Source organism: Nocardia sp. CWNU-33, assembly GCF_046764895.1.
In the GTDB taxonomy this organism is placed as follows: domain Bacteria; phylum Actinomycetota; class Actinomycetes; order Mycobacteriales; family Mycobacteriaceae; genus Nocardia.
Genome location: NZ_JBKOQN010000001.1, coordinates 413,158 through 437,807, shown reverse-complemented (window position 1 = coordinate 437,807; position 24,650 = coordinate 413,158). Strand labels below are relative to the sequence as shown.

Here is a 24,650-nt window from a genome sequence, read left to right as displayed (position 1 = left end):
ATTCCTGCACTAGTGAAATCTGAATGTTCAGATGGACTTGTCCAAAACCCCAGAGTGAGATGCAGATACGCGGTAAAACGAGTTCAGAATTCAGCGAAAGCGTGTTCACCTCGAGGAGTATTGCGATGCCCCAGGACGAGTCTCCGACACTGCTGCGCCGCCAGCTGGGTCGGTTCCTCCGCGAAATGCGAGAGAAGCAAGGCTTGACGATTCAGGATGCGGCGAAGGAAGTTCAGCTCAGCTACAACGCACTTCAACGGTTGGAGGCCGGTCGCACAGTCAACCCGAAACGGCAGGACGTTCGAGAGCTGTGCATGTTGTATGAGGTTGCCGAGAGTGAAGCGAAGCAAGCGGTCGACCTCGCCTCTCGTGCGGCTGCGGCCAAGGATGAGGACGGCGTCACTTCACTCGGCGGGTTGTTCTCGGATGCGTTCAACATGTACATCGGGATGGAGCGGTCGGCACGACGGCTCTTGTCGTACGAAGTGCAAGTACCTGGCTTGCTGCAAACTGCTGACTACGCTCGTGCGCTGATCGGTGCGTTCTTCCACGGCGGAACCCTCGACGAGGTCGAGCGGCGTGTACAGGTCCGGCTGCGCCGGCAGGTAGTTGTCACCCGGAAAGCTACCCCTCTGGCGTTGGAGATCCTGCTCGATGAATCTGCTTTACATCGGGTCGTCGGAGATTCGCGAGTGATGGCGGCGCAGCTCCGCCAGCTTGCGGAGGTCAGCAAGCTGGACAACGTCAGCCTTCGAATACACCCCCACTCAGCGGGATTCACGCGCGGCATTTTGCACAGTTCGTTCGTGATCCTCGATTTCGGCGTCGACAGCAAGGGCAAGCCAATCGAGCCACCGGTGGTCTATCTCGACGGTGGGATGAGTAGCGATCTTTACCTCGAGAAGCCTGAGCTTGTTGAGCGATACACTGAAATGGCCGACGATATCCGGCGGATAGCGTTGGATGAGAAGAGCACGCGAGACCTGCTGCGACAGGTGGCGAAGGAGAAGTACGGTGACCGTTGACCTGTCCCGGGCACGCTGGTTCAAGAGCAGCCGCAGCGCGTCCAATGGTCAGTGTGTGGAGGTCGCGTTCCTCGATGCGGGCCTGGTTGGTGTGCGGGATTCCAAGAATCCGACGGGTACGGCGTTAGTCTTCACGCCCGGCGAGTGGTCCGCCTTCACTGCTGGTGTCCAAGACGGCGAGTTCGAGCACCCCTAGGTGCCGGGGTGACGCTATCCGGCGAGCATCACTGGATGAAACCGCAAGTAGGAACCTGTCGACAGGTAGCAAGGGGGCTAGCCACGTGACCGACAAGTACGACGTAGATCTCTCCGGCGCGGCGTGGCACAAGAGCACCCGCAGCTCTGCGACCAAAGATTGTGTCGAGGTTGCTTTCCTCGATGGCGGCTTGGTCGGGGTGCGTGACAGCAAGAACCCAACCGGCCCTGCACTGCTTTTCACTCCCGGCGAGTGGAGTGCCTTCGCCGCTGGTGTGCAGGACGGTCAGTTCGATCGCTCGTAGGTGCGCTCGGTGTAACTGACGAATAGGCCCGACCCCGAATCTCTTTCGGGCCGGGCCTATTTCATGAGCAGGCCGGTTCGCGAGATTCTTCAGAGGGGCCAATCGAGGGTTGTCCGGCGGTTGCGGTAGGCGGCGTCCATCAGCTCGAGAAGGTGCGCCTGAGCGACCTGGGTGCGGACACCGCTGGCGATATCGGTGATCTGAACGCTCTGCTGTGCGATTTCAGTCGGCCCGATGGCCGCGATGAGGTGATCTCTTGTCTTACGGGCGTTTCGAATCCGCGCTCCGAGTGACCCGTCATGGTCGACCCGGCTGCGAAGTCCGCGGTGGCGCGCTTCGTCGGCGAACGCGCGCGCTGCAACGTCCTGGTCGGCGCTGATAGGCAGGACTGTGATGTGGATAGGAGAGAGCCAGAACGGCAGGCGGCCCGCATAGCGTTCGAGTAGCGCTGCTGTGACGCGCTCCATCGACCCAACAGTCCCCCGATGGATCATGACCGGTCGATGTTCGCCGCCATCGGCGCCGACATAGGTGAGATCGAATCGCTCAGGCTGATTGAAATCGAGCTGGACGGTGGCAATGGTTTCTTCGTTGCCACGTCCGTCCCGCACTTGCAGATCGAACTTGGGGCCGTAGAAGGCGGCCTCACCTGCGGCTTCGACCAATTCCAGTCCGTGCTCATCGAGGACGGACTGCCCGGCGGTGCGAAGATACTCCTGGGCGTGCTCCCACTGCGCTTCGGTTCCGAGCCATGAGGCGGAACTGTCTCGCATCGACAGTCGGACGTAATCGACGGGAAGTCCCAAGATCTCTTGAGCGCGCAGTGCGGCCCGCAGTCCCAGCGCAGCTTCGTGCAGGACCTGGTCCGGTCGGCAGAAAACGTGAGTGTCATCGAGGTTGATTTGCCGGACACGACTCAAACCAGAGACAACACCGGAACGCTCGGCTCGGAACATGGAAGCGAGTTCGTTCAATCGAAGTGGCAGTTCACGATATGAGCGTTGAGTCGAGGCATAGATCAAAGCGTGATGAGGACAGTTCGCTGGTCGCAGCATCACCTCGTCATCGCCAATGCGCATGGCGGGGAACATGTCCTGGCTGAACTTACTCAGATGTCCGGATCGCTCGTATAGTGCCCGTTTTCCGAGAACCGGCGAGAACACGCCGAGGCAGCCATCGGCAGACGCCAGCTCCTTGGCCAGCTTCTGCAACTCTTCCCGAATAACGGCCCCGGCGGGGAGCCACATCGGAAGACCGGATCCGGCAAGCGGATCGGTAGCGAAGATGTCCATGTCATGGTTGAGATCTCGGTGGTCGGCGACCATAGGTGTCTGCTCCTGTTGTGTCGTACCGGAACAGACGGGAAAAGAAGAAGCCCCGGAATCTGCTCCGGGGCTTGTGATGTCGAAGGGCTATCAGTCCATCACGAAGGCGCCGGAAGTGTCCGGCGTCGTCGTGGAAATGCGGCGTCCCTTCATGGCGAAGGAGTCTACACGACCTGCAACAACTAGGCCCGGCTCCGAATCTCCCGCGGGCCGCGCCTATTTCATGAGCAGGCCGGATTGTGCGGCAACCGCATTCGAAGGACCCTCTGGAGCAGGTGCGCCGGTTTTGTGAGGCAAGCCGAGTCACTCGGGCCGTCCAGTGCGGTGGAACTGTTGCAGGCGCTTGCGTCGTGGGAGGGGCGCAAGGCGGGCAGGGACAACCTGCTCCGGCGATTGTCCCGGAGAAATTCGCGCGACTCGTCGCGGAGCATGACCTATATTTCAGCCCTTACGGTCAACATCGAAAGTAGGGGTCTTGAAGCTGGCAGAGGCATTGTCGTTGCGGGCGGATTCGGCGCGGCGGATCGAGCAGCTGCGCGCTCGCATCGTGAGCAGCGCCCGCTATCAGGAGGGGGAGGAGCCTGCCGAGGATGCGGCGGGGCTGCTTGCCGAGGTCGGCGAGGTGCTCGGGGAGTACGAAACATTGATCCGGCGCATCAATCGCACCAATGCCGCCGCGCAGATCGACTCGGACGGCACATTGACGGATGCGCTGGCGCGTCGGGATGCGTTGCGGCTGCGTCATTCCGTGGTCACCGCTGCGGCGGATGCGGCTTCGGGCAAGGGGCAGCCGGGTTATGCGCGTCAGCTGCGGTCCGAGCTGAAGATGTTGTCTGCCTTGCCTGTTGCGGAGCTGCGTGGGCAGGCCGATGAGCTTGCCAAGGAGCTTCGCGAACTCGATGTGCGGATCCAGCGCGCCAACTGGGAGGTCGATCTGCTGGACTGATACAACGAGGTGGAGCAGGTAGTTGTCGCGGAGGCGTGCGCAACCCGCTGAGCCGACGGGTATTCGGCTCACCTCCTGGTGCACGATGGGCAGTGCGAGGGTTCAACTCCCTTCCTCACATGGCAGCCCAGCATCGCGCACAAGTGACAGGGCACGGCACACAGCACACCACCATGTGCAGATCCGCGACGACGAGGGCGGGCAAGGGGCACTCCACCTCTATACAAGCGATAGGCGCAGCAACCCATGGAGCACTCGCTGGTAACAACACCACCTCGCTGCTGAGTGCGAACCCGTCACGGCTGGCGCGCAAGCCGGCGAATTCAACCAGACACTACGGCGTTTCGTCGAATCGACGGTAGTGGAATGGCGGCCCGAACCAAAGGTCAGAACAACCATTTCACTACGTTCGATACCTGAAATGCCTGTGACGCAACCACAGCCAGTCCCCGCGCTGGAAGCCGTGTGCCTGTCCACCCAGGTTGCGGCTGAGCGCTGCGCCACAGTTCACCGAACGTCACTCGTGGACGATTTCGACCGGATCGGTGAGTGCGAGTGCGAGCGCGGCCTGCTGGCTGGTGCTGCGCTGGGGGAGGGCGGACATGGCCTTGTCGGTTTGGGTGCCGAGGTTGGTGACGATCTGCTGGAGGCCGGTGACGCCTGCGGCCATTTGGCTGATGGCGCTGGTCAATTGGGCGCCGCCCTGGTCGGCGAGCTGTGGGAGGCCCTCGGCCAGTTTCGCGCCTTCGTTCAATTGGGCGCTCGCGCTTTGCAATCGGGCGACGACGGTGCGTAACAGGGTGCCCAGATCGGTGTTCGGGTCCACCGCGCCGCCTACCAGGCTGCCGAGACCGGTCAACTGAGATCCGGCCTGGCTCGAAACGCTGCGCAGGGCTTCGAGTTTTCCGATGACGTCGGCCAGTCGGGGATCACCCGCGAAGGGCAGCGCGCGCAGCAGTGGGAGGATCTGATCGAGGCCGCCGCTCACGGTATTCGCGGTCTGCTCGACTTGGGCGATGGTGAGCCCGGTCGAATCCAATGCCGAGGCAAGCTGATCTGCCTGCGCCGCCGCACCGTCGACCGTTGAATTCAGCATGGCGATCGCCGAAGTCAATTGTGCGGAGCCTTCTTTGGCGAAGCTCAGGAAGCCGAGCAACTGATCGGCCCCCGAGCTGAACTGGTCCGCGCCCGCGGCTGCCGCGTTCACCCCGGCATTGAGCAGTTGGGTGGTCAATTGCACCGACGAGAGCTGGGTGCGCGCTTGGGCGACGGCCGACAGCGCGGCATCGACGCCCGCCGCGCCGATCCGATGCGTCACCTCGTTCACCGCCCCGTTCACCAACTGCGCGTCCGCACCTTCATGCGTCGCCACGGTGACTTTGGCCCGCTGAGGTTGGTCGCCGGCCAGCGTGCCCATTGCCGCGGTGAGATCGGCGGGCAGTGTGATCACTGCGGCGTAGTCGTCGAGATCCGCCTCCCCGGGCTTGGCTGCGGTCCATTCGTAACCGCCCGCCTGCTCCAGCGCCTGTACGACGCGCCCACCGGTCGGCCCGGTGTCGGCGTTGACCAAGGCGATTCCGGTCGGTGCGGCGGCGGAGCGCGAGCAGGCCGTGATGCCGCCCCCGACCGCGCCCGCAACGACAATCCCGACGGCGAGGAGTGCCCAGCGGGCGCGTTTTCCGATCACATCCGCAGACCCTATGACCCCCGATTGGCGCAACGAATAGCACTTCTCTGAGGATTCGGTAAGGACAACCCGTCCAGCGCCGATGACTCACTCGAACAACGCTTGTCGCACCCCCGACATTCGGTGTGCGGCATATCACACAGTCGGATTCTGCGCCGCGTCCACGCCCGCCGTCGGAAATCCGATTCTCCTGCTGGCCATGGTGGCCGGTGCGGCGGATATCGGAGCGGCTCAGTGCGCGGTGCGGTTGGGCAGATGCAGGACCAGTCGGATGCCGCCGAGCGTGCCGTTGTCGAAATAGGCTTGTCCGCCGTGTAATTGGGCCTGCTGAGCGACCAGGGCGAGGCCGAGGCCGGATCCGCCTTTGCTGGCTTGGCTGCCTCGGAAGAAACGGTCGAACACCGCGGCGCGTTCGTCCAGCGGGATGCCGCTGCCATTGTCGTCAACGGAGATCACGATGTGCCCGTCGGGTGCGCGATGCGCGGACACCAGCGCCTCGGTGGCGCCGCCGTGTGTCACCGAGTTCTTCAGCGCGTTGTCGACCGCGAGGCGCAGCCCGGCAGGCAGGCCGAGGGTCACCAGTTCGGCGTCGGTGTCGATGCGAACGGTCAGTCCGGGGAAATGCCGCATGGCGTCGTGTGCGGCCTGGTCGCACAGGTCGCCGACATCGGTGGCGATGTGGTCGCGTTCGTTGGTGAGATCGCCGGTGGCCAGGCGCTCGAGCGCGGCAAGGGTGGTTTCCACCCGGCCTTGGCTGCGCGCAAGGTCGGTGAGGATCTCGGTGCGCTGGGCTTCGTCGAGGTCGAGGGTGCGCAGCACCTCGAGATCGGTACGCATCGCGGTGAGGGGGGTGCGCAGTTCGTGGGCGGACACGGCGGCGAAATCACGCGCGGTCTCCAGCGCGGCGGCAGTTTCGTCCTGCGCCTGGTCCACGCGGTGCAGCATGGTGTTCACCGCCTCGGCGAGCTCCTCTGCTTCGCGCACACCCGAGCCATCGACCGGTGATTGCGGATTATCGGGATCGGGCCTGCCGCTGCGGGCGCCGACCTGGTGGGTGAGGTCGGTGATCGGTCGCACCGCGCGTCCGGCGAGCAACCAGCCGAGCGCGGCGGCGGCGGCGATGGCAAGCGACGCGCCCGCAAGGACCCAGCGCTTTTGCTCGGCGGTTGCGCGGGCCGCTTCGGCGGCGGGGATGCCGAGTGCCACCGTGCGGCCCGGCGGTTGGTTCTCGGTGGTGGTGAGCATCCGATAGCGGACGCCGTTCACGGTGGCAGTGTGGAAACCTGGTGTCAGATCAGGTAATTGGGTCGGGCCACTGGCGGTGACGATGCCGTTGTCGCGGACGGTGACCGCCAGGTTGGTGTCCAGCCCGGAAATAGTGACGAACCCGGCGGCCAGCTCCGGCTTGAGCAGGACGATCCGCGAGACGATGGTGATCTGCTGATCTATCTGCGCCACATTGTTGCGTTCGATCGCGCGCACGCTGATGAGGCTCAGTATGGACACAATGATCACTGCGCCCGCCGCCGCGGCTGCGGCGACCCTGGTGCGCAGCGAAAATGACCGGCGGCGACGCCTTTTCGTCGGCGCAGGAGGTGTGGTCGGCGACCACGAGGTCTCCGGCGCTGCGGGCGAAGAGTCGGTCACCTTGTGCTCGAGTTCATTTGGAGGCTCGCAGCACGAACCCGACGCCGCGGATCGTGTGCAGCAGCCGGGGTGTATCGCCTACCTCGAGCTTGCGTCGCAGATAGCCGACGAAGACATCGACCACATTGGTGTCGGCGGCGAAGTCGTAGCCCCACACCAACTCCAGCAATCGCTCGCGGCTGAGCACCACGCCCGCATTCCGCGCGAGCGTGGACAGCAGCTCGAATTCCCTTTTGGTGAGCTCGATTTCGTTCCCGTGCAGCAGGGCGCGATACCCGGCGATGTCCACCTCCAGCGGCCCGACCGTGACCGCACCGGGCGTGGCCGTTGCGGTCACGTCCGCGCGACGGCGCAGCAGCGCCCGGATCCGTGCCACCAACTCCGCGAGCACGAACGGTTTGACCAGGTAGTCATCGGCGCCGGATTCCAGCCCCGAGATCCGGTCGTCGACCGAGGCGCGCGCACTCAGCACGCAGATGGGCACCTCGTTGCCGAGGGCCCGCAGTGCGGTCACCACCCCGGCGCCGTCCAGCACCGGCATGTTCATGTCCAGCACGATCGCGTCCGGTGCGTGCTCGGCGACGCTGCGCAGCGCTGCGGCGCCGTCCCTGGCGACAAGCACCTGGAAGCCGGACAACCGCAGCCCGCGCTCGACCGAGGCGAGCACGTCCTCGTCGTCGTCGACAACAAGGACAGTCGGGGTCGTACGCTCGCTCGTCACGTCGTTCATTGTGCGCTTCCGCCTCTCCGCGTATTCAGGCCATTCCAGCAGGTGCCGCGACGTTTTGCGGTCAGGTCCCGCGTTGGGTGCCGCCGGAGTTTCGGGGCGTGCCCGGTCAGTTACCCATGTACTTACGAGAGCAGCCTGTCGGGATCGGAAAAGGCGAGCCGCGAGTGCCGGCTAGTAGCTGTGGCAGGAGTCGGCGACCGCGCGGATCGTTGCGCTCAGACCGGAGGCACGCGGATCGTTCTGCGCGTCCTGCGCCGCACTCGGGTTCTCGTCGATCATGCGCTGGAATTCCGCGCGGCGCTGTTCGACCGGCTGATCGAACTTGCGCTGCAGCTCGGCCTTCTGGCTCGGGTTCGAGTCGAGAATCGAGGCCAGCTGCGGGGCCTTGGCATGCAGGGCAGCGTCGACCTGGGCGAAGGAGCAATCGGAGGTCAGCAGCGGCGCGGCCATATCGGTCATGACGTCGGCGGAGGCGATGGTCGGCGCGAGGAACATCGCGACGGTGGCGAGTCCGCCCGCGGCGAATGCGGTGTAGGCGGGTCGACTGCGCAAGGCCTTCATAGTGTGGCTCCAGATCTTCGAGGGGTACGTCAGTGGTGGTCTCGACGCTGTCTCGAGGCTATTGCCATGGGCTGGCACATCGGTGAGCGATCCCTGAGAAACCTCTGAGGGATGCTAACGCCGGGTAAAGGCAAATCTATGACGGCACAACCGGATCCGCGTTCGGCGCGAGTGGCGTGCCGGTATCTGCCGACGGCGGTTGGGCAGTGGCGATCTGCTGCTCCAGGGCGGCGAGCACCGAGGAGTCCTCGATGGTCGAGGGGATCTCATAGGCGTCGCCCGCGGTGATCTGCCGGATCGTCTTGCGCAGGATCTTGCCCGACCTGGTCTTGGGCAGCGCGGAAACCACCACGGCATCGTGCAGGGTGGCGATGGCGCCGATCTGCTCGCGCACCCGCTCGATCAGTTCGTCGCGCAACTGCGTCGGGTCGATCTCGACGCCGGACTTGAGCACCACATACGCGATCGGCCGCTGGCCCTTGAGTTCGTCGGGCAGTCCGATCACCGCGCATTCGGCGATCGCCGAATGACCCGCGATGGCGGCCTCGATGCTGCCCGCCGATAGTCGGTGCCCGGCCATATTGATGACATCGTCGCTGCGGCCGAGGACGAAGAGGTAGCCGTCGTCGTCGAAATATCCGGAGTCGCCGGTGAGATAGTGCCCGGGGAAAGCCGACATATAGGACCGGACGAAGCGGTCTTCATCGCGCCATAGGCCGGTGAGGGTGCCTGGCGGCATGGGTAGTCCGATGACGATATTGCCCTCGGTACCTGGTGCGACCGGATTACCTTCGGCGTCGAGGACACGCAGCCGGAATCCGGGCACCGGCACCGACGCCGAGCCCGCCTTGATCGGAAGCTGTTGCAGGCCGAGTAGATTCGCGCAGATCGGCCAGCCCGTCTCGGTCTGCCACCAGTGGTCGACGACAGGGCAGTCGGGCCGGTCGGCGAGCAGGGTCTCGGTGGCCCATTCGTAGGTCGCCGGATCCAGCCGCTCGCCCGCGCAGAACAGCGCGCGCAGCGAGGACAGGTCGTAGCCGCGTGCCAGCGTGGCGTCGGCATCGGCCTTGCGAATGGCGCGCAGCGCGGTCGGCGCAGTGAACAGCACGCGGACCTGATGCTCGGCCACCACGCGCCAGTAGGCGCCCGCGTCCGGGGTGCCGACCGGTTTGCCCTCGTATAGGAGGGTTGTCGCGCCGACCAGCAATGGCGCGTACACGATGTAGGAGTGCCCGACGACCCAGCCGACGTCGGAGGCGGCCCACATCACCTGTCCCGGCCCGACGTCGTAGATATTGCGCATGGACCAGGCCAGGGCAACCGCATGTCCGCCGTTGTCCCGGACCACGCCCTTCGGCTTACCGGTGGTGCCCGAGGTGTACAGGATGTAGAGCGGATCGGTGGCGTCCACCGGCACCGGATCGGCGAGCGGTGCATCGCGCACGGCGTCGTCCCAATCCAGCCACTGCGCCGCGACGGTCTGTGCGGAGCTCGGCAGTGATTCGGTTGCGGGCTGGGGCGCGGGGAAATGGATCGTCGGGAACTGCGCGCGCTGCTTCACGATGACATTGCGCGGCGCGCTGGTCTCGGCAAGATCCAACGCGTGCAACACGATCGGTGGGTAGTCGATCCGGCGGCCCGGCTCCAGACCACCGGAAGCAGTGATGATCAACACAGGCGCCGCGTCATCGATGCGTGCCGCGAGCTCGGGCGCCGCGAAGCCGCCGAAGACTACGGAATGCACCGCGCCGATGCGGGCGCAGGCGAGCATCGCGATGACCGCCTCGGGGATCATCGGCAGGTAGATGATGACGCGGTCGCCTTTGGTGACACCGAGCCGGACCATCGCGCCGGCGAATCGGGAAACCTCTTCGAGGAGTTCGGCATAGGTGAAAACGCCTCTGGTGCCCGTCATAGCGGAGTCGTATATTAGGGCGGCCTGGTTGGCCCGGCCTTCCTCGATCGCGGTGTCTCCGTGCACATGTCGATCGAGGGCGTTGAAGGAGGTATTCAGGCGAGCATCAGGGAACCATCTGGTCACAGGGCGGGCCACGGTGTCGACGATCTGGGTTGGCGCGACCTCCCAATCGATCGCCTCCGCCGCACTGCTCCAGAACTCGGCCGGATCGACCAAGCTGGTCTGATAGACCGGTCGGTAGTCGTGCTTCGCGTTCAACCCGGTGACTCCCTAGCCTCGCCTCGATGCCCGCCTCGATAGATCAGGACGATTGTGGCAGACTTCACGCGACGCCCGGGTGGGTGCCGCGACCTCTGGTTATGCCTGGAACGGGCTGGTCAAGGCCCGTAGCCCTACTCGGAGTCAACCAAGAAGTTATTGATCCGTTAGAATCTGATGTCACTTATTTGGGCAGTCGTAGACGCAATTTCTCGGCCAGCCGCAGTTCCTCGGCCAGCTCTGCCTGTCGAGCCAGCATGCGAGTGTGGAGGTTCGCTGATGGCGCGTGGTTGGGGCCAGTTTGGAAAGTGAGTGGGAGATGCGTGACGCCGCTAGGTCCGGCAGCAAACGCTGGGCGCTCGGCAACTGGGACCTGCGTTGGAAGGTTACGGCGGTTTTGGCCGTGCCGCTCGCAGTCGCGGTCGGCCTCGGCGTGTCCAGGATTGCTTCCGAGTTCGCCGAGGCGAACCGGCTCGCCGGTGCCGCCGAGAACATCGGCGCCATCCCGGCCGTAACCGCGCTCAGTGCGCAGACGGCGACGACCGCCGCCTCGCAGATGATTGCGCTGTTCCCTGGTGCACCGTCGATCGTGTCGGACAAGAACCTCGCCGACCTCGATGCCGCCATCGGCAATGCGGAAGCAGTTGGCCCCCAGCTGAACGCTGTGTCGGGCGCTCGCGCGTCGCTGGACAACATGCTCACCCAGGCAAAAGCCGTTCGTGCGCAGGGTAAGGCCACCTCGACCCAGTCGGGCCCCGAGATCATCGCGATGATCGACCGGGTCCGCAACGACAGTGTGCGTATCGTCGAGTCCACGGTCGGCCAGGTCAGCGACCCCGCCATCGATACGGCGAAGCTACGTCTTGTCGACTCGCTCAACACCCGCGCCTCGCTGGTCGGTGAGATCGCCGCGTTCCCCGAAATCCTGCGCAATGCGCAGGTCGGCGTGCAGGCCTTCCTCACCGCGGCGAACACCGAGCGCTCGCTGCTCAATGTCCTCGCGCACCGGTTCGCCGACGGTGATACCTCGATCGCCGACGTGCGGGCCGGCATCGATACCCGAATCGGGCTGCTGAGCAGCCCACAGGCGCAATCCGGTCAGCTCCCGGTCGGCGACCTGAAGAACTCGCTCACCGCCAGCCTCGATGTCTACGAGCGCGTCGTCGGAAAGGCGACCAAGGACATCGACTCGTCGATGAATGAGCTGGTGTCGACGGCCAACACCGACGCGTGGACCTACACCGCGGTCGTCATCGCCACTATCCTCGCCGCGCTGCTGCTCGCCGTCTTCGTGGCGCGCTCGATGATCGTGCCGCTGCACCGGCTGCGCCTCGCGGCGCTGCGGGTGGCCGAGAGCGATCTGCCACACGAGGTCGCCCAGCTGCGAAACGGTGCTTCCCCGGAGGACGTGCCGCTGGAGCCGATGCCGGTGCGCAGCACCGAGGAGATCGGTCAGCTGGCCCGCGCCGTCGACGACATCCATGGACAGGCGCTGCGTCTGGCCAGCGATCAGGCGCAGATGCGTTCTCAGGTCAACGACATGTTCGAGACCCTGGCGCGCCGGTCCAAGTCGCTCGTCGACCATCAGCTCACGCTGATCGAGGCGATGGAGTACGACGAGAAGGATCCGCGACTGCTGGAGAACCTCTTCCGGCTGGACCACCTCGCCGCTCGTATGCGTCGTAACGGTGACAACCTGCTGATTCTGGCCGGTACCAAGCAGCGCCGCGCCAAGTCCGCTCCGGTCGAGATCGCCGACGTGCTGCGCGCCGCGATCTCCGAGGTCGAGGACTACGAACGCGTCAAGCTCGGTGCGACACCGCGCGGTTCCCTGAAAGAACCCGCTGCCTCGGATATGGCGCACCTGTTCGCCGAGTTGCTCGATAATGCGCTGCGTGCTTCACCGCCCGAAACCGACGTGAAATTCACCTTCGCGCAGGCCCACGACCAGGGCATGCTCATCGAAGTGGCCGACCGGGGTATCGGTATGCCGCCCTCGGAGATGGCCGATATCAACCGCAGGCTGGAGCAAACCGCCGAGCCGGGCCCCGACACCGCACGGCACATGGGTCTTTTCGTGGTCGGCAGGTTGGCCGAGCGGCACGGACTCACGGTCCGATTGCGGCCGACCTTCGATACCGCGCGGGATCCGGGTGTCACCGTGACCGTGCATGTGCCGGGCGGCCTGATCGTCATCGGACAGGGACAGCAATCCGCACTGCCGACGCAGGCCGCGCCCCAGGTGTCGGCCGGTGCTCCACAACGGCAGGTGAGTTCGTCATCGATGCAGATGCGGGGAATTACCAGGACTCCTGGGGGCAATGTGATGGTCACCGTCGATCCCGGGGTGAGCGGCCCGATTCCGGTCAGCAGCCCGGCCCCCACAGACGGTGGTCCGGCCGCGGCAGGCGGTGGCTTGCCGCAGCGGTCGCCTGGATCGACGATGTCCGCTGGCCTGAGCCCCAATTCGACTCAGGGCGGTCCGTCTCTGCGCCCCACAACCGGACAGGCGCCGAGCGGTCCGCAGCGCGGCAAGCTCGCCGCGGCGAGCTTGCCCAAGCGCAGCGTGTCGCCGGGTGGTCCGCCGCCGCGCCAGCCGGATGGCGGCGAACCGATCGTGACGGGTCTGCCGCCGCGTGATGCGAACTCCGGTGAGCTGCCACTGCGGCAGCCGGGCGCCAATGGTGTGCCACGGCCTTCCGCAAGCGGAGGTTTGCCGCAGCGTCAGCCGGGCACCACGACTGGCCTGCCGCAGCGTCAGTCGGGTCTGAACGGTGTGCCGCCGCGCGAACCAGGTTCGAGTGGTCTGCCCCAGCGTGATTCGAACACGGGTGGTTTGCCGCAGCGTGAGCCGAGTTCCGGTGGTTTGCCGCAGCGTGATTCGGGCACGGGTGGTTTGCCGCAGCGTGATTCGGGCACGGGTGGTTTGCCGCAGCGTGACTCGGGCACGGGTGGTTTGCCGCAGCGTGACTCGGGTCTGGGTGGTCTGCCGCAGCGTCAGTCGGGTCTGAACGGTCTGCCACCCCGCGACCCTGCTTCGGATGGTTTGCCACAGCGTGATTCCGGTCCGAACGGTCTGCCGACGCGCGATCCCGCTTCGGGTGGTCTACCGCAACGTTCGTCGGGCCTGAACGGTCTGCCGCAGCGGGAGTCCGGTGCCAACGGTCTGCCGCAACGGGAGTCCGGTGCCAACGGTCTGCCGCAACGGGAGTCCGGTGCCAACGGTCTGCCGCAACGGGAGTCCGGGGCGAGTGGCCTCCCGCAGCGTGAGTCGAACACGGGTGGTTTGCCGCAGCGTGAGCCGAGTTCCGGCGGTTTGCCGCAGCGTGATTCGGGTCTGGGTGGGTTGCCGCAGCGTGACCCGAGCACGGGTGGTTTGCCGCAGCGTGACCCGAGCACGGGTGGTTTGCCGCAGCGTGATTCGGGTCTGGGTGGTTTGCCGCAGCGTGACCCGAGCACGGGTGGTTTGCCGCAGCGTGATTCGGGTCTGGGTGGTTTGCCGCAGCGTGACCCGAACACCGGCGGTTCGCCCCAGCGTCAGCCTGCGGCGACGAACTTGCCGCAGCGGGACGCGCTGGGCGATCTACCGCAGCGTCAGCCCGGCTCGCAGGTGCCGCCTGGTCTGCCGCAGCGTGACCCGAACACCGGTGGTCTGCCGCAACGTGAATCGACATCCGGCCTCGGTCTGCCGCAGCGCGAGCGCGGCAACCCGCAGCCACCGAGCGGCGAACAGCCCGCGCTCTCCGATTCCGGAGCGCCGTTGGCAGGCCGCGACCCCGGCCGCCACAGCTTCAAGGCCGATACGGGCAAGGCCGCGTCGTTCTTCCAGACCAGGCTGCAGCCTGCGGCGGAAACCAACTCGCCCATGGACAGCCCGATCTTCGCCGAAATGATGTCGGCGTGGCTGACGGATCCGAACCCGGACCGGTCCCAGGTGGCCGCGTCCTTCGAATCGCCGGGCGACGAAGGATGGCAGGCGGCTCGCGCAGCGAGCGAAGCCCAGGCCGAAACAAAGACAGCCGCCGGGTTGCCCCAACGCAATCCGGGCGGAAGGCTGGTCCCCGGCGCCGTAAGCGGCGCCGCGGATCGGGCGGCACGTCGCGATCCAGAAACGATCAGGTCCAGCTTGAGTCGTCACCAGCAGGGCGTCCGGGATGGCCGCGCAATGAAGGCAACGAACCTAACCGGAGATAAAGGAGACCGATGAACCCCGATCTAGGTGGTACGAATCGTCAGCTGGATTGGCTGGTTTCGAACTTCGCCAACGAGGTTCCTGGCGTAGCTCATGCCGTCCTGGTCTCGGCTGACGGGCTACTCATGGCCGCGAGCGCCCAGCTGCCCGTCGATCGCGCCGAACAGCTCTCGGCTGTCACGGCGGGACTCGCCAGCCTCTCGGTCGGCGTCTCGAACCTGTTCGAGGGCGGCACCGTTTTGCAGTCGGTGGTCGAGATGGAGCACGGCTACCTGCTACTCATGGCAGTCGGCGACGGCTCTTACCTCGCGGTGCTGACCAACACGTCCTGCGACATCGGTCAGGTCGGATACGAAATGGCCTTGTTGGTCGAGCGTGTTGGCCAGACAGTGCAGGCCACGCCACGCGTCACGATGGGTTCCTGATGGTGGGATGGACATAGACGATCACCGCATGGGGAGCGCCGAGCCGAGCCTCGTACGCCCATACTCATTGACTGCGGGCCGCACCAGGCCCGCAGTCGAGTTGGCATTGGAAGCCCTCGTCGCATCGCATCCGGTCGCCCTGGAGCGGCAGTTCGAACTGACCAACATCGAGACGTCCATCGTGGAGTTGTGCAGAGAATCGCCGTCCGTTGCCGAGGTAGCGGCGCGTTTGGGTATCCCGATCGGGGTGGCCAGGGTGCTTGTGGCCGACCTCATCGAGGCCGGGCACGTCCGAGTTTCGGCGACTTTGAAAGACGATTCCAGCGACGATGAACGTCGCGAGCTGATCGAAAGGGTTCTCAGTGGACTCCGGCGTATTTGATTCGACGGCACAGGTCGATACCCGAACCAGCAAGCCAACCTCGGCGAAGATCGTCGTCGCCGGCGGCTTCGGTGTCGGCAAGACCACGTTGGTCGGTGCTGTTTCGGAGATTGTTCCGCTGCGCACCGAGGCGTTGGTGACCAATGCCAGCACCGGAATCGACAACCTGACGGGTGTTCCGATGAAGTCCACCACCACGGTGGCCATGGACTTCGGTCGGATCAGCCTTGCCGATGATCTGGTCCTGTACCTGTTCGGTACGCCGGGCCAGTATCGGTTCTGGTTCATGTGGGACGACCTGATCCGCGGCGCCATCGGCGCCGTGGTGCTGGTCGACACCCGCAGGCTCGAGGACAGCTTCGCGGCCGTCGACTACTTCGAAGCGCGCAACCTACCGTTCCTGGTTGCGCTCAACGAGTTCGACGACGCACCGCGCTACCCGATCGAGGACATCCGTCAGGCGCTCGCGGTGCCTGCGGATGTGCCGATTCTGTCGATCGACGCGCGGCGGCGTGAGCCCGCCAAGCATGCGCTGGTCTCGTTGACCGAGTACGCCCTGCGCAAGGTGATGCAGGGCTACTGAGTTGCTCGCGCGGCGCGCGTCGAATCAGGACCGGGTAGTTATTCTCCCTCGGTGAGGATTTCGGCGCGCGAACTGCTCGGGCAACTGCTCGACCCGGACTCATTTGTCAGTTGGGATCGGCCACCCGTCGCGGTGGCCGCCACCCGGCGGTATCACGAGGATCTGCATAAGGCAGCGGTCGCGGCGGGCACCGATGAGTCGGTGCTCACCGGCGAGGGGCTTTTGCGTGGCCGCAGGGTGGCCGTAATCGCTTGTGAGTTCGGATTTCTGGCGGGCTCCGTCGGGGTTGCCGCCGCCGAGCGGATAGTTTCGGCGGTCGAGCGTGCCACCGGGTCCGGGCTGCCGCTGCTTGCTTCGCCGACGTCCGGTGGCACCAGGATGCAGGAGGGCACGGTTGCCTTCGTGCAGATGGTGAAGATCGCAGGCGCCGTCGCCACCCATAAAGCCGCAGGCCATCCCTATCTGGTGTATCTGCGCGATCCGACCATGGGCGGGGTGTTCGCCTCGTGGGGCTCGCTGGGGCATATGACCTTTGCCGAACCCGGCGCGTTGATCGGGTTTCTCGGCCCTCGGGTCTACAAAGCGTTGTACGGCAAGGACTTTCCCGAGGGTGTCCAAACCGCGGAGAACCTCTATCACAGTGGTGTTATCGACGGCGTGGTCCCGGTGCCGGTGTTCCGCCGTATCGCGTATCGCGCCTTGAGTGTACTCAGCGGTGTGCCGGATCCTGTTGCGGCGGAACCAGGTTGGGCCGCGCCCAGGCGCCACGATGGTGGGGATCTCGTGGGTGTGGATCCCTCGAGCCGAGCGTCCGAAGGCTCGGCTTGGGAGTCGGTGACCATCTCGCGCCGCCCGGGTCGGCCCGGCCTGCGCGACCTGTTACGTCATGTGACGCAACGGGTTCCGCTCAGCGGCACCGGTCAGGGCGAATCCGATCGCACCATTGTGCATGCGCTGGCCAGGTTTCGAGGCAGGCCCTGCGTGGTGTTCGGGCACGACCGCTCGGGCCAGCAAGGCGAGCACACCATGGGCCCGGCTGCACTCCGGGAGGCCAGGCGCAGCATGGCACTTGCCCAAGAGTTGCGACTGCCGCTGGTACTGGTGATCGACACTGTCGGCGCGGCGTTGTCGAAGGAGGCGGAAGAGCGCGGACTCGCTCCCGAAATCGCCCGCTGCATAGCCGATTTGGTGACCCTGGACACCCCCACCGTCTCGGTGCTGCTCGGTCAGGGCACCGGCGGCGGAGCGCTGGCGCTGCTGCCTGCGGACCGGGTGCTCGCCGCCACGCACGGCTGGCTGGCGCCGCTGCCACCGGAGGGCGCGAGCGCGATCGTCTACCGCGACATCGACCATGCGTCGGAGCTGGCGGATGCGCAACGCATCCGCGCCGCCGACCTGTGCGCGGACGGCATCGTGGACCGCATCGTGCCGGAGCTCCCGGACGCGGCCGACGAGCCGGTCGATTTCGCCCGTCGCATGGTCGCCGCCATCGCGGCGGAGCTCACCGAGCTGCAGGACCGACCGCTCGCGGAGCTTCGCGCAGCGCGCCACAACCGCTACCGCAGACTGGGTCTCCCCGGGCAGTGACAGGTCGATCCGAACCGAATCGTCGGATGTAAATCTGGGCCCCACCAGCGAATTGTGAGCCAACACGCCAAGTGGTGTCGTTGACGACTTGCGGTAGCACTTCTACCGTCGATAGGTGACCTTCAGAAGCGAGACATGCGCCATCCCCTCGATTGTGCTGAATGACGGGAACGTGATCCCGCAGCTCGGCTTCGGTGTATTCCAAGTGCCACCCGATGAGGTTTTCCCGGTGGTCACCGCTGCGTTGGAGGTCGGCTACCGCAGCATCGACACCGCCGCCATCTACGGCAACGAGGAGGGCACGGGCCGCGCCATCCGGGAGTTCGGGCTGCCGCGCGACGAGGTGTACGTGACAACGAAGCTGTGGAACTCCGAGCAGGGTTACGACTCCACGCTGCGCGGCTTCGACGCGAGCATGCAGCGACTCGGCCTGGAATATCTCGACCTCTTTCTGATCCACTGGCCGGTCGCGCAGGCCGATCGCTACATCGACACCTTCCGCGCCTTCAAAGCATTGAAGTTGCAGGGCCGGATCCGGTCGATCGGCGTCTCGAACTTCACTCTCCCCGATCTCGAGCGGCTCATCGGCGAGACCGGCGAGATCCCGGTGGTCAACCAGATCGAGTTGCATCCGAGGCTGGCTCAGCGCGAGCTGCGCGCCTTCCACGACAACAACGCCATCGCCACCGAGGCGTGGAGCCCGCTCGGCCAGGGCACCCTGCTCGACGACCACACCATCGTCTCCATTGCCAACGAGGTGGGCCGCACTCCCGCACAGGTGATCATCCGCTGGCACTTACAGCTGGGCATCATCGTCATCCCGAAGTCCGTCACCCCCGCGCGCATCGCCGGCAATTTCGACGTTTTCGGTTTCGAACTCACCCCCGAGCAGATGGATGCGATCAACGCCTTGGACAAGGGCGCACGGATCGGCCCCGACCCGGCGATGTTCACAGCCGGCTTGGTATAGCCAGATACTTGCTGAGCTCCACCGCGGCGGCGCGACCCGCTCGGTTCGCGCCGATGGTGCTCGCCGACGGGCCGTAGCCGATGAGGTGAATGCGCGGGTCGTTCGCGACCTGGGTGGCGAGGCGGCCGGTCATGGTGATGCCCCCGCCGGGGCCGCGCAGGCGCAGTGGCGCGAGGTGGTCGAGGGCGCTGCGGAATCCGGTGGCCCAGAGGATGACATCCGCGTGCTGGAACGAACCGTCGGCCCAGCGCACGCCGTCCGGTTCGATGCTGCGGAATATCGGATGCCGGTCCAGTGCACCCCTGGCCTGCGCGGCCCGCAGCCGGTCGTCGAGCCGCAGTCCCGTCACCGAGACCACTGAGCCCGGTGGCAGTCCCCGCCGCACGCGGTCCTCGACCATGGCGACGGCGGTGCGGCCGTCTTCCTCGGCGAAGGTATCCCGGAACACCGGTTCGGACCTGGTGACCCAGGTGGTCGTCGTGACCTGGGAGATCTCGTCGAGCAGCTGTACGGCCGAGACACCACCGCCGACCACGACAACATGCTTGCCGGTGAATTCGTCGGCAGTGCGGTAGTCGCGGGTATGTAGTTGCCGTCCCGCGAAGGTCTCCGCACCCGGGTACCGCGGGATGAACGGATGTTCCCAGGTTCCGGTGCCGTTGATCAGCCCATGCACCCGGATCGTCCCGGCGGAGTCGGTCTCGACGTTGAGAATTCGAGCGCCCTCCGGATCGTCGTCAGCGCGGCGATCACAGACGACCTTGACCGACACCTGTCGTCGCACCCTGAGGTCGAACCGTTTTTCGTACAGCTCGTAATAGCGCGGCACTGCGGTGGCCGCGGGCGCGGACTCGGATCCCTCTGGCAATGTCTCGGCGAACGACATACCGGGCAGATCGTGCACCCGGTTCACCGTGGTCAGCGTCAGCGACGGCCAGCGAAACTGCCAGGCACCGCCGGGCCCCGGCGCGTGGTCCACGATCAGGAAGTCGCGTTCGGCACGCAATCCGAGGCGCTGTAAGTGGTAGCCGGCCGACAGCCCGGCCTGACCGGCACCGATCACCAGGATGTCGAAATCAGTCGGCACAGCCGCCGATCGTATCTCTTCTCCTAGTGCCTGACCGGTCTGTGCCGTCGACTGTGGCAGAGTTGACTGTAACCACTCGAACCGGTCAGTTGGGGAGGACGCAATGCTCGGTGTCAGCCGCGATGGCGACGTAGTCACCATCGAATTGCAGCGCGAGGAGCGTCGCAACGCGCTCAACAATGAATTAGTGACACAGCTGAGCGAAGCAGTGCGCACGGCGGCCCAGGATGCGCGAGTGATCGTGCTGACCGGGCGGGGCCCGATCTTCAGCGCGGGCGCGGATCTGTCCGGCGTCTACTCCGACGAGTTCCTCAGTGGCCTGCTCGACATGCTGCACACCATCGAGTCGGTTCCGGTGCCGGTGATCTCCGCGATCAACGGTGCCGCGCTCGGCGCGGGCGTGCAGATCGCCTTGGCCTCCGACCTTCGAGTGCTCGAGCCCGATGCCTACATCGCGATTCCCGCGGCCAAGCTCGGCATCACGGTCGACCGCTGGACCGTCCGGCGGCTGGCGTCGCTGATCGGCGGCGGTCCCGCCCGCACCGTCCTGCTGGGTGCGGAACCGATCTCGGCCGCCGACGCCTACGCCTTCGGCTTCGCCAACAAGCTCGGCACGCTCGCCGACGCGCAGGCGTGGGCGAAGTCGATCGCCGGACTCGCGCCCCTGTCGCTGCGCCACATGAAACTGGTATTCAACGACGACGGCACCCGCGATCCGGAGAACCAGCTGCAGCGTGCGGCGCTGCATGCCGCGTGGAACAGCGCGGATGCCCGAGAGGGCCGCTTGGCCAGACAAGAGAAGCGCGCCGCGAAGTTCGTGGGGCGATGACATGAACCTGAAGACGATCATCCGCGCCGCGGCGGGCGTGCTGGGCGTTGCATGGGTGGTGCGCGCGGTGTGGGATATCCCTTCCGCGATCGGCGCTTCGATGTCGGCCATTCAGCCATACGCCTCCGGTGCCGCGAGCTACCGCAATCGCCAGTTCCACAACACCGAGGCCAGTAGCCAGATCGTCGCGGGCTCGGTGCTTTCGCTGCTGTATTCGGCGTTGACCCGGCGCAATGCCGGTCGTCCGCGCGGGGTGATTCCGCTGGAGACCCCCGAGGTGCCGTCGGCGGCCGCCGATCTCGCGGTCACCTGGTACGGGCACGCTTCTGCGCTCGTCGAGGTAGACGGGTACCGGATTCTCACCGATCCCGTATGGAGCGAACGGGTTTCGCCGTCGGCGGTAGTCGGCCCGACGCGGATGCATCCGGTCCCGACGCCGTTGTCGGAGCTGCCGCCGGTGGACGCGGTGATCATCTCCCACGATCACTACGACCATCTGGACAAGGCCACCGTCCGGCAGCTCGTGCTCGGTCAGGCCGCGCCGTTCCTGGTGCCCATCGGCATCGGCGCGCACCTGCGGCACTGGGGTGTTCCGGAGCATCGGATCATCGAATTGGATTGGGGCGGTTCGATCTCGCTGGCGGCACTCGGTCGCGAGCGGGACGGTACCGACCTGGTGATCACCTGTACGGAGGCTCGGCATTTCTCCGGCCGGGGCCTGGTGCGCAACACCACGCTATGGGCCTCCTGGTCCCTCGTCGGTCCGACCCGTCGGGTGTATTTCGGCGGAGACACCGGCTATACCAAGGCCTTTGCCGAGGCCGGTGCGGCGCTCGGTCCGTTCGATCTGACGTTGCTGCCGATCGGCGCCTATGACGAACGCTGGCCCGATGTGCACATGAACCCGGAGGAAGCGGTGCGCGCCCACGCCGATCTGTGCGTCGACGACCCGGGCCACGGCATGCTGGTGCCCATTCACTGGGCGACCTTCAATCTGGCCTTCCACGGATGGTCGGAGCCGGTGCGCAGGATGGTCGAGGCGGCGCGGGCGGTGGGCACCTCGATCGCGGTGCCGATGCCGGGGGAGCGTGTGCATCCCGATGGCCTCCCAGCACGGGATTCGTGGTGGGAAGATGTGGGTTGAACACCTCGGTCAGGCGTACCTCCGCCTTCGCTCCGGCTGTGGGTGGACTGCGTCCAGCAGTGTCCGTTAGGCGTACCTCCGCCTTCGCTCCGGCCGTGCGCCGGCTGTGGGTGGACTGCGTCCAGCAGTGTCCGTTTAGGCAACAGGAAGGAACGATGGCATGAGTCTCGTGGACAGTCTGAAGGGCCTGGTCGGCAAGGGAAAGGACGCGGCGGCCAAGAACGCCGGCAAGATCAACGAAGCGGTCGACAAGGCCGGTGACTTCATCGACGAGAAGACCAAGGGCAAGTACTCGGACAAGATCGAGAAGGGCAAGGAGGCCGCCAAGAAGGTGGTCCCGCCGGAGCAGCCCGGTCCGCAGGCTTGATGTGCGGCGGGGGCCGAATCGTGTCGGTCCCCGTCAGTAGAATTCGGCTATGGTGACCCGCCGTAGTTTCGGTGGCAGCTCGGGCCTGCCGGGCATCGAGGTTGAATTGAGCAACCTCGACAAGGTGCTGTATCCCGCGACCGGAACAACAAAAGGCGAGGTCATCGCCTATTATTCGGCCATCGCCCCGGCCATGCTCCCGCATATTGCCGACCGCCCTGTGACCAGGAAGCGTTGGCCCAACGGCGTCGACGAGCCGTCGTTCTTCGAGAAGAACCTTGCCGCACACGCTCCGTCGTGGCTGGAGCGGCACGCTGTCGAGCATTCCGATCGCCGCGTGGTTTATCCGGTGATCGATTCCGAGGCGGGCCTGGCCTGGCTAGGGCAGCAGGCCGCGCTGGAAGTCCATGTGCCGCAATGGCGTTTCGACGGCGACGAGATCGGTCCCGCAACCAGGCTGGTGTTCGACCTCGACCCGGGGCCGGGTGCGGGCCTGGCCGAATGCGCAAAGGTCGCGCTCGCGGTGCGTGACATGGTCGAGGGCATCGGGCTGCACGCGTTCCCGGTTACCAGTGGTAGCAAGGGAATTCACATCTATGTGCCGCTGGACCGCGAGTTGAGTCCCGGCGGCGCGTCCACGGTGGCCAAACAGGTAGCCACGAATCTCCAACAGCTGCACCCGGATCTGGTGACCGCGACCATGGCGAAAGCGGTGCGCACCGGCAAGGTCTTCTTGGACTGGAGCCAGAACAACCCCGCCAAGACCACGATCGCGCCGTACTCGCTACGCGGCCGGGCCCATCCCAATGCGGCGGCGCCGCGCAGTTGGTCGGAGATCGAGAATCGGAAAAAGCTGCGGCACTTGCGTTTCGACGAGGTGCTTGCGCGCTGGCAGGACGACGGCGATCTGCTCGCCGGGCTCGATCCAGCGCTGTCGAACACCGACGCGCTGACGAAATACCGGTCGATGCGCGATCCGGCGCGGACACCCGAGCCGGTGCCTGCCGCGGTGGCGACTTCGGGTACCGGTGATCGGTTCGTCGTTCAGGAACATCATGCGCGGCGGCTGCATTGGGACGTCCGGCTCGAACGCGACGGAGTGCTGGCCTCGTGGGCGGTGCCGAAGGGCCCGCCGACCTCGTCGGAGCAGAATCGGCTCGCCGTGCACACCGAGGACCATCCGCTGGAATACCTGGACTTCCACGGTGCAATCCCGAAGGGCCAGTACGGCGCCGGCGAAATGACGATCTGGGATTCGGGCACCTATGAGACCGAGAAATGGCGCGACGACGAGGTGATCGTCACGTTCCACGGCACCCGGTTGCAAGGGCGCTACGCCCTGATCCGGACCAACGGCAATCAGTGGCTGATGCATCTGATGCGCGAGCAGTCACCACCAGCCGATGGCATCGAAGGTGACAGGCCGAACGGAGGTGCCCAGGCGCTCACCCCGGCGCCGCGGCCGAGCGGCCCCGCGCCGTTTCCGCGTGGTCTCGAGCCGATGCTGGCAACCCACGGCGAGGTCGCCGACCTCGATGCCGCCGACTGGTGCTTCGAGACCAAGTGGGACGGCTTCCGGCTGATCGCCGAAATCGATTCCGGCACACTCACCTTGCGCAGCCGTGCGGGCAATGTGGTGACCAGTCGATACTCGGGGATGCGCACGCTGGCCACGGAACTGGCAGGCCACAACGTGGTGCTCGACGGTGAGGCCGTGGTGTTCGACGACCACGGCGTCGCCAATCTCGGTCTGCTGCAGGCCGATGCCGCGCGGGCTGCCTTCGTCGCCTTCGACGTGCTGTATCTAGACGGGACTTCGCTTGTGCGCAAACGGTATTCGGATCGTCGGCGCGTGCTGGAGGCGCTCGCCGCGCAGGCGCCCTCGATGCTGGTGCCGCCGCGGTTGGATGGTTCGGGCGCCGACGCGCTGCACTACAGCAGGCAGCAGCGGCTGGAAGGTGTGGTCGCCAAGCGCAAGGACTCGGTCTACCTGCCCGGCAAGCGCGGGCACTCCTGGGTGAAAGAGCGCAACTGGCGCACCCAGCAGGTGGTGATCGGCGGCTGGCGGCGCAGCGAGGCGCGGGATTTCAAATCACTGCTGGTCGGCATCCCGCACGAGGGCAGGCTGTATTACGTGGGCCGGGTCGGCACCGGCTTCAACGAGCCCGACATGAAGGACCTGGCTGCCCGCCTATCGAAATTGGTGCGCAAAACCAGCCCGTTCGACAACGACCTGACCACCGAGGAACGCAAGGAAGCAGTCTGGGTGACTCCCGAACTGACCGGAACCGTGCGCTTCATGAACTGGACCGAAACCGGCCGACTCTGGCACCCGGCCTGGCTGGGACTGTCGGACTGATCCCGCCGACCGCGCGGATGGCCGTTACCCTGGGCTCGAGATACTCAACTTCGTTGCGCCAGTTCGCCTGGAAGCCGGCGGCCTCGCGCTGGTCGACGAAATGCAAGTGGCGCTTGGGTACGGTTGAT

21 protein-coding genes are annotated in these 24,650 nt (G+C 65.7%); 14 read left to right on the top strand and 7 right to left on the bottom strand.

Annotation, left to right across the window (positions count from 1 at the left end; genetic code table 11):
• Positions 1–125: 125 nt before the first annotated feature.
• The 3 genes from ACLMAL_RS01385 (at position 126) to ACLMAL_RS01375 (ending at position 1,525) form a co-directional block, all read left to right on the top strand.
• Positions 126–1,025, top strand: coding sequence for a helix-turn-helix domain-containing protein (locus ACLMAL_RS01385; RefSeq protein WP_411997409.1), 900 nt, complete (start codon positions 126–128; stop codon positions 1,023–1,025).
• The gene (locus ACLMAL_RS01380) at positions 1,015–1,221 is read left to right on the top strand and encodes a DUF397 domain-containing protein (protein ID WP_411997408.1); all 207 of its coding nucleotides are present in this window, start codon (positions 1,015–1,017) and stop codon (positions 1,219–1,221) included. Before ACLMAL_RS01385 ends, ACLMAL_RS01380 begins: the two co-directional genes overlap by 11 nt.
• Before the next feature lie 85 nt (positions 1,222–1,306).
• A complete protein-coding gene (locus tag ACLMAL_RS01375; RefSeq protein ID WP_411997407.1) occupies positions 1,307–1,525 on the top strand; it encodes a DUF397 domain-containing protein in 219 nt (72 codons plus the stop codon).
• An 89-nt stretch (positions 1,526–1,614) separates the two neighbouring features.
• On the opposite strand, the gene thrS is transcribed toward ACLMAL_RS01375, so the two are convergent.
• On the bottom strand, positions 1,615–2,850 hold the full coding sequence (gene thrS / locus ACLMAL_RS01370) for a threonine--tRNA ligase (RefSeq protein WP_411997406.1): 1,236 nt from the start codon (positions 2,848–2,850) through the stop codon (positions 1,615–1,617).
• Positions 2,851–3,325: 475 nt separating this feature from the next.
• Between thrS and ACLMAL_RS01365 the strand changes: the two genes are divergently transcribed.
• On the top strand, positions 3,326–3,796 hold the full coding sequence (locus tag ACLMAL_RS01365) for a DIP1984 family protein (RefSeq protein WP_411997405.1): 471 nt from the start codon (positions 3,326–3,328) through the stop codon (positions 3,794–3,796).
• A gap of 517 nt (positions 3,797–4,313) precedes the next feature.
• Here ACLMAL_RS01365 and ACLMAL_RS01360 read toward each other — a convergent pair.
• The 5 genes from ACLMAL_RS01360 to ACLMAL_RS01340 form a co-directional block, all read right to left on the bottom strand.
• Positions 4,314–5,483 (bottom strand): hypothetical protein, encoded by a 1,170-nt coding sequence (locus tag ACLMAL_RS01360; RefSeq protein WP_411997404.1) that lies wholly within the window; start codon positions 5,481–5,483, stop codon positions 4,314–4,316.
• 231 nt (positions 5,484–5,714) lie between these two features.
• Positions 5,715–7,037, bottom strand: a complete 1,323-nt coding sequence (locus ACLMAL_RS01355; RefSeq protein ID WP_411997528.1) for a sensor histidine kinase — start codon at positions 7,035–7,037, stop codon at positions 5,715–5,717.
• A 106-nt stretch (positions 7,038–7,143) separates the two neighbouring features.
• Positions 7,144–7,860 (bottom strand): response regulator transcription factor, encoded by a 717-nt coding sequence (locus tag ACLMAL_RS01350; RefSeq protein ID WP_328408962.1) that lies wholly within the window; start codon positions 7,858–7,860, stop codon positions 7,144–7,146.
• A 171-nt stretch (positions 7,861–8,031) separates the two neighbouring features.
• Positions 8,032–8,421 (bottom strand): hemophore-related protein, encoded by a 390-nt coding sequence (locus ACLMAL_RS01345; RefSeq protein ID WP_411997403.1) that lies wholly within the window; start codon positions 8,419–8,421, stop codon positions 8,032–8,034.
• Positions 8,422–8,557: 136 nt separating this feature from the next.
• Positions 8,558–10,597 (bottom strand): AMP-binding protein, encoded by a 2,040-nt coding sequence (locus tag ACLMAL_RS01340; RefSeq protein WP_411997402.1) that lies wholly within the window; start codon positions 10,595–10,597, stop codon positions 8,558–8,560.
• Between the two features lie 319 nt (positions 10,598–10,916).
• Here ACLMAL_RS01340 and ACLMAL_RS01335 point away from each other — a divergent pair, with 319 nt between their 5' ends.
• From ACLMAL_RS01335 to ACLMAL_RS01310, 6 genes are all read left to right on the top strand, one after another.
• The gene (locus ACLMAL_RS01335) at positions 10,917–14,804 is read left to right on the top strand and encodes an ATP-binding protein (RefSeq protein ID WP_411997401.1); all 3,888 of its coding nucleotides are present in this window, start codon (positions 10,917–10,919) and stop codon (positions 14,802–14,804) included.
• On the top strand, positions 14,801–15,214 hold the full coding sequence (locus ACLMAL_RS01330) for a roadblock/LC7 domain-containing protein (RefSeq protein WP_011207200.1): 414 nt from the start codon (positions 14,801–14,803) through the stop codon (positions 15,212–15,214). The genes ACLMAL_RS01335 and ACLMAL_RS01330 overlap by 4 nt, the downstream gene beginning before the upstream one ends.
• Before the next feature lie 7 nt (positions 15,215–15,221).
• The gene (locus ACLMAL_RS01325) at positions 15,222–15,596 is read left to right on the top strand and encodes a DUF742 domain-containing protein (RefSeq protein ID WP_040686485.1); all 375 of its coding nucleotides are present in this window, start codon (positions 15,222–15,224) and stop codon (positions 15,594–15,596) included.
• Positions 15,577–16,179, top strand: a complete 603-nt coding sequence (locus ACLMAL_RS01320; RefSeq protein ID WP_328408996.1) for a GTP-binding protein — start codon at positions 15,577–15,579, stop codon at positions 16,177–16,179. The genes ACLMAL_RS01325 and ACLMAL_RS01320 overlap by 20 nt, the downstream gene beginning before the upstream one ends.
• Before the next feature lie 51 nt (positions 16,180–16,230).
• Positions 16,231–17,766 carry a carboxyl transferase domain-containing protein gene (locus tag ACLMAL_RS01315; RefSeq protein WP_411997400.1) on the top strand — a complete coding sequence of 512 codons (1,536 nt, stop codon included), beginning with the start codon at positions 16,231–16,233 and terminating at the stop codon, positions 17,764–17,766.
• A 115-nt stretch (positions 17,767–17,881) separates the two neighbouring features.
• Positions 17,882–18,736 (top strand): aldo/keto reductase, encoded by an 855-nt coding sequence (locus ACLMAL_RS01310; protein WP_411997399.1) that lies wholly within the window; start codon positions 17,882–17,884, stop codon positions 18,734–18,736.
• On the opposite strand, the gene ACLMAL_RS01305 is transcribed toward ACLMAL_RS01310, so the two are convergent.
• The gene (locus tag ACLMAL_RS01305) at positions 18,717–19,823 is read right to left on the bottom strand and encodes an NAD(P)-binding domain-containing protein (protein ID WP_411997398.1); all 1,107 of its coding nucleotides are present in this window, start codon (positions 19,821–19,823) and stop codon (positions 18,717–18,719) included. The genes ACLMAL_RS01310 and ACLMAL_RS01305 overlap by 20 nt on opposite strands.
• A gap of 103 nt (positions 19,824–19,926) precedes the next feature.
• On the opposite strand from ACLMAL_RS01305, the gene ACLMAL_RS01300 reads away from it, so the two are divergent.
• The 4 genes from ACLMAL_RS01300 (at position 19,927) to ACLMAL_RS01285 (ending at position 24,522) form a co-directional block, all read left to right on the top strand.
• The gene (locus ACLMAL_RS01300; protein ID WP_411997397.1) at positions 19,927–20,652 is read left to right on the top strand and encodes an enoyl-CoA hydratase; all 726 of its coding nucleotides are present in this window, start codon (positions 19,927–19,929) and stop codon (positions 20,650–20,652) included.
• A gap of 1 nt (position 20,653) precedes the next feature.
• On the top strand, positions 20,654–21,796 hold the full coding sequence (locus ACLMAL_RS01295; RefSeq protein ID WP_411997396.1) for an MBL fold metallo-hydrolase: 1,143 nt from the start codon (positions 20,654–20,656) through the stop codon (positions 21,794–21,796).
• A 160-nt stretch (positions 21,797–21,956) separates the two neighbouring features.
• Positions 21,957–22,163, top strand: coding sequence for an antitoxin (locus tag ACLMAL_RS01290; RefSeq protein ID WP_328409008.1), 207 nt, complete (start codon positions 21,957–21,959; stop codon positions 22,161–22,163).
• Between the two features lie 49 nt (positions 22,164–22,212).
• Positions 22,213–24,522, top strand: coding sequence for an ATP-dependent DNA ligase (locus tag ACLMAL_RS01285; protein ID WP_411997395.1), 2,310 nt, complete (start codon positions 22,213–22,215; stop codon positions 24,520–24,522).
• The last annotated feature ends 128 nt before the right edge of the window (positions 24,523–24,650 follow it).